The organism is Streptomyces solincola, from assembly GCF_002982015.1.
GTDB classification, from domain to species: domain Bacteria; phylum Actinomycetota; class Actinomycetes; order Streptomycetales; family Streptomycetaceae; genus Streptomyces; species Streptomyces solincola.
In genome coordinates, this window is sequence record NZ_PVLV01000600.1 from 1 (window position 1) to 4,773 (window position 4,773).

Annotated in this window: 5 protein-coding genes and 1 pseudogene; 4 read left to right on the plus strand and 2 right to left on the minus strand. The window is 74.3% G+C overall.

Annotated features, from left to right (window positions below; translation table 11 throughout):
* Positions 1-141 precede the first annotated feature (141 nt).
* Positions 142-573 (minus strand): subtilase-type protease inhibitor, encoded by a 432-nt coding sequence (locus tag C6N75_RS28010; protein ID WP_105871655.1) that lies wholly within the window; start codon positions 571-573, stop codon positions 142-144.
* A 616-nt stretch (positions 574-1,189) separates the two neighbouring features.
* Between C6N75_RS28010 and C6N75_RS28015 the strand changes: the two genes are divergently transcribed.
* Both C6N75_RS28015 and C6N75_RS28020 read left to right on the plus strand, forming a co-directional pair.
* Positions 1,190-1,774, plus strand: a complete 585-nt coding sequence (locus C6N75_RS28015) for a carbonic anhydrase (RefSeq protein ID WP_105871656.1) — start codon at positions 1,190-1,192, stop codon at positions 1,772-1,774.
* An 80-nt stretch (positions 1,775-1,854) separates the two neighbouring features.
* Positions 1,855-3,423 (plus strand): SulP family inorganic anion transporter, encoded by a 1,569-nt coding sequence (locus C6N75_RS28020; RefSeq protein ID WP_105871657.1) that lies wholly within the window; start codon positions 1,855-1,857, stop codon positions 3,421-3,423.
* A gap of 19 nt (positions 3,424-3,442) precedes the next feature.
* Here the strand turns inward: C6N75_RS28020 and C6N75_RS28025 are convergent, their stop codons facing one another.
* A complete protein-coding gene (locus C6N75_RS28025) occupies positions 3,443-3,676 on the minus strand; it encodes a hypothetical protein (RefSeq protein WP_105871658.1) in 234 nt (77 codons plus the stop codon).
* Positions 3,677-3,868: 192 nt separating this feature from the next.
* Between C6N75_RS28025 and C6N75_RS28030 the strand changes: the two genes are divergently transcribed.
* Both C6N75_RS28030 and C6N75_RS31900 read left to right on the plus strand, forming a co-directional pair.
* Entirely contained in the window at positions 3,869-4,348 is a 480-nt protein-coding gene (locus C6N75_RS28030) for an SPW repeat protein (RefSeq protein ID WP_105871659.1), read from the plus strand.
* Positions 4,349-4,594: 246 nt separating this feature from the next.
* Positions 4,595-4,773 (plus strand): annotated as a pseudogene (locus C6N75_RS31900) (MFS transporter); the annotation flags it as partial.

The window sequence follows — 4,773 nt, forward strand, 5'->3', positions numbered from 1 at the left end:
CGGCACGACCAGGGGACCTCCGCCACCGGTGGCGGGTCGCACGGTGGCGGGTCGCACCGGTGGCGGAGGTCCCCTGGTCGTGCCGGGCGAGCATCCGCCGCGCGCGGGTCGGCGGCCCCGGCCGGCCGGGGCCGGGGTGCCTCAGAACGCGAAGACGGCGCCCTCGGCCTGGAGTTCGCAGGTGTTGCCGTAGGTGCGCTCGAAGTCCACCCGGGCGCCCTGCCAGGTCCCCTGTGCGGTGACCACGACCGGGTCCCAGATCTTGACGCAGGGGCGGCCGTCGTCCTCGCCCAGTCGGTCGAACTGGCCCTGCACCGAGTCGAGTTCCGCGCAGGCGGCGCGCGGCGCGGGGTGCGTGCCGCCGGCCTTCGGCGTACAGCTCAGGGTGACCGCCCGGGCGGGGGAGGTCCTGTCGGCGTCCTCGCCGGGGGCGACGGTGAGCACCAGGGCGGTCGGCGCGTAGAGCGCGGATCCGGATGCCGCGGGGGCCGCCGCGGCGCTCGTGGCGGCCAGGGGGACCAGCAGTCCCGCCGCCATCCCGCTCACGACAACGCGCTTCAGCAGTGTCCGCATGGGGAGAAACCTTTCCATTGCTTCGGTAGTGCCACGTCGGCTCGCCGGTTCTGCCGGTTCGCCTTTTCCACCGGTTCACCGGGGTCGCCGGTCGACCGGTTCGGTCGGTGCGGCACTCACCCTGCACGGGCCGCTCTGAAGAAGCACATTCACCCTTCCTTTTCGGAATAGTCTTCTATTCAAGCGGTGGCGCGAAAGAGCGGTCCGCGCGCCCGGAACGGGTGGACCTCCGCCCCTTCCCACCAGTCCCGCCGCACGTTCCGGTAAATCGTTCAAACGTCCACCATGGGCAAAAAAGAGCGAATCACAAGCCGTCAAGGTGACCGAAACAGGGTGGTCGCCGACCAGCGAAGAGATCCGGCCGTCCTCGCGGTGGCGGCGGCGCGAAACGTCCTTCACCAGAAGGTAATGTTCAGGCAAAGTTGGGGGCACCGGCATGGTGCACTCTCGGGATGCACGGACCACCGCGTGGTGCCCGGCTCACCGCGGCGATCCCGCGGCCGGGCAGCCCCGCTCGCGGGTCCGTCCCGATGCCCCACCCGAAGACGCGAACCGAAACTGACCCGACCACACCGCGCCCCGCCCCCCACGGCCCGGGCGCAGGAGGCAGGCCGCCTTGAAGACCCTGATCGACAACGCCCGCTCGTTCCCCGCCCGGCTCGCCGGACGCGTGGAGGAGTTCCGAGAACTCGCCGCCGGCCAGTCGCCCCAAGCGCTGTTCATCACCTGCTCGGACTCCCGGGTGATCCCCTCCCTCATCACCGACGCCCGGCCCGGAGAGCTGTTCGAGCTCCGCACCGCCGGCAACGTCGTCCCCCGCTACGACCGTTCACGCCCCAGCGGCGAGACGGCCACCATCGAGTACGCGCTGCGCGTCCTCGGCGTCCGCGACGTCGTCGTCTGCGGCCACTCGCACTGCGGCGCCGTCGGCGCCCTGGTCCGCGGCGAGGACCTGTCCTCGGTGCCCGCCGTACGGGACTGGCTCGACCACTCCGTGCCCGAACCTCCCGGCACCGCGGACCTGGCCGACGCGGTGCGCCGCCACGCCCTGCGCCAACTGGACACTCTCACCGGCTACCCGGCCGTACGGGAAGGGCTGGCCGCCGGCCGGCTGACCCTGCACGCCTGGTACTACGAGGTCGACACCGGCACGGTGAGCACCCACCGGCCGGAGGGGAACGGCGAGTTCGCCGCGCTGTGAGCACATCCCCCGCCCACGCGCGCACGCCCGTCCGTTCCGTCCGCCGCCCCGGCGGACCGCACCGCTAGGAATCCACCCACATGCGTCACCTCACCGTGCTCAACGACGTCTCGGCGCTCCGCCGCGAGGTCCTCGCCTCACTCGTCGTCTTCCTGGTCGCCGTGCCGCTGTGCGTCGGCATCGCCGTCGCCTCCGGCGTACCGGCCGAACTCGGCCTGGTCACCGGCATCGTCGGCGGCCTGGTCGTCGGCCTGCTGCCCGGCAGCTCCCTCCAGGTCAGCGGCCCCGCCGCCGGACTGACCGTCCTGGTCTACGAGGCCGTCCAGGAGTTCGGCCTGGCCGCCCTGGGCGCCATCGTCCTGGTCTCCGGACTCATCCAGCTCGCCCTCGGCGCCCTCGGCTTCGGCCGCTGGTTCCGGGCCATCTCGGTGGCCGTCGTCCAGGGCATGCTCGCCGGGATCGGGCTCGTCCTCGTCCTCGGCCAGGTGTACGCCATGGCCGACACCTCCCAGCCCTCCGGCGGCATCGGCAAGATCGCCGGACTGCCGGAGCTGGCCGGCACGGTCTTCTCCGGCGGCGTCCCGCTCAGCGCCTTCCTGGTCGGCGCGGCCACCGTCGCCGTCCTGGTGCTGTGGCCGCGGCTGCCGGCCCGGGTGCGGATCCTCCCCGGCCCGCTGGCGGCGGTCGCCCTCGCCACCGCCGCCACCGCGGCCCTCTCACTGCCGCTGGCCAAGGTGGAGGTGCAGGGGCTGCTGGAAGCCGTCCAACCGCCCGGCTGGGCCGAGTTCGGCGGTCTCGCCACCGTCGCGGCGGTCGGCACCGTCCTCGCGTTCACCCTGATCGCCTCCGCCGAGAGCCTGTTCAGCGCCGCCGCGGTGGACCGGATGCACGACGGGCCGCGCACCGACTACGACAAGGAGCTGATGGCCCAGGGCGTCGGGAACACCCTGTGCGGCGCGCTCGGCGCACTGCCGATGACCGCGGTCATCGTCCGCAGCGCCGCCAACGTCCAGGCGGGCGCCCGCACCTCGCTCTCCCGAGTGCTGCACGGGGCGTGGCTGCTGCTGTTCGCCGCCCTGCTGCCCGCCGCCATCGGCGTCATCCCGCTCGCCGCGCTCGCCGGCGTCCTGGTGCACGCCGGCTGCAAGCTGGTCCCGGTCCGCGAACTGGCCGGGCTGTGGCGGGGGCACCGCGGCGAGGCCGTCATCCTCGCCGTCACCGCGGTGGCCGTCGTCACCACCAACCTCTTCGAGGGCGTGGTGCTCGGCCTGCTGCTCGCCGTCTGCAAGACCGCCTGGGAGACCTCGCACGTCCATGTCGAGACCACCGAACTCACCGGCGGGCGACTGATCGTCGCCGTCAGCGGCAACGCCACCTTCCTGCGGCTGCCCAAGATCCTGGAGGAGCTGGAGGCCCTGCCCGGCGAGCGGCCCGTCGAACTCGACCTGACCGGTCTGCGCCACCTCGACCACGCCTGCCGGATCGCGCTGGAGAACTGGGCGCTGCGCCACCACGGCGCCGGGGCCGAGCCCGTTGTGCTGGTGCCGCCGCAGCCGGCGGATCCGGCGGGCGGGGCGGGCGCCCGGACGCCGTCCGCACCGCCCGCTGGGCAGCCGTCGACGCCCCCGGCGGCCTCGCCCCGCCCGTGACCCCGTCCCACGCGTCGGCTCAGGAGCCGCCGGCGCCCAGCACGTAGTCGACCACCGACGACGGCGTCAGAGCGTCCTGCCGGACGAGCGCCACGCCGTCGCCCCGGTGGGAGTCGCCCCGAGCGGCCTGTGCCGCCCCCGCAGCCTTCCCGGCCGCGGGGGCGGCGGCGCTCGCGGCCCCCGCGCCCGCTCCGAGCAGCACTCCGGCGGCGGCCGCGGCCAGCGCGGCGGTGGTGGTGGTACGCAGCCTCATGGAACGTCCTTCCTCCGCTGCCGCCGCGGGTCGGCGACATGCCGTTGACCAACGACGCCGGGCCCCTCGGGTGTCGGCCTCGGCGCCGGCCGGCCGCGCGCCCACCCGCCAGGTTTGACCATCGCGCACAATGGGCGTTTCATGGCATAAAGGGCACATAAACGTCTGTCTTCGACAGGAGGCGGCCCCGCCATGACCACCCATCCGAGCATCGAGCAGCACCCCGATCTTGCCGAGATGCGTTCCCGGTTCGAACGGGCCACCAGCACACCCCGCGGCCAGGCGATCGAGACCCTGGGCCTGCTGACCGGCCTCTATCTGGCGGCCTCGCCGTGGATCGCCGGGTTCAGCGGTCTGACCGCGCTCGCCGTCTGCAACCTGATCACCGGCATCGCCTACGCCCTGTGCATGGGAGGGTTCGGCTCGGCGTACGAGCGGACCCACGCCATGGCCTGGGCCGCCTGCGCCATCGGCGCGTGGACGATCATCTCGCCGTGGGTGGTCGCCGGGAACGTCGACACCACCCGCACCGTGGTCAACAACGTCATCGTCGGCGCCGTGGCGCTGGTGCTCGGCCTGGCCATGGCCGCGGCCGCGGGACGCAGCGGCGGCGGCGCCCGCGGGCGCGGCGCGCGCGGGGGCGGCACCCCGGGCCCGGTGCGCGAACCCTGACCGAGCCGCGCCCTGCCCCGGCAGGCGCCCGGCCTCCGCGGATCCCCGGCGCCGCGGCGCGCACCGAACGCGCCGCGGCGCCGGGCAACGCCTCCAGCGAGCCCGGCCGCCCCGCCGCACGGCGTCCTCGGTCCTCCGGCCCCTGCCGCCGCCCCGTCCAGTCTCCTGACCTCCCGTCGGCGGACGACACGAAGACGCCACACCCGTGCCGTGTGCCGGGTGCCAGGGCGGGGGAGGGGCGGGATCATGAACCCGCCCACGCCGCCCACCCAGGCGCCCGCCCCGCCCCGCCGCCCCGTCCGGCAACTGCTCGCCGCCTCCGTGGGCAACGCCGTCGAGTGGTACGACTGGTACGCGTACACCTTCCTCGCCACCTACATCGCCGCCCAGGTCTTCCCCGAGAGCGCGGGCAACTCGCTGGTGCC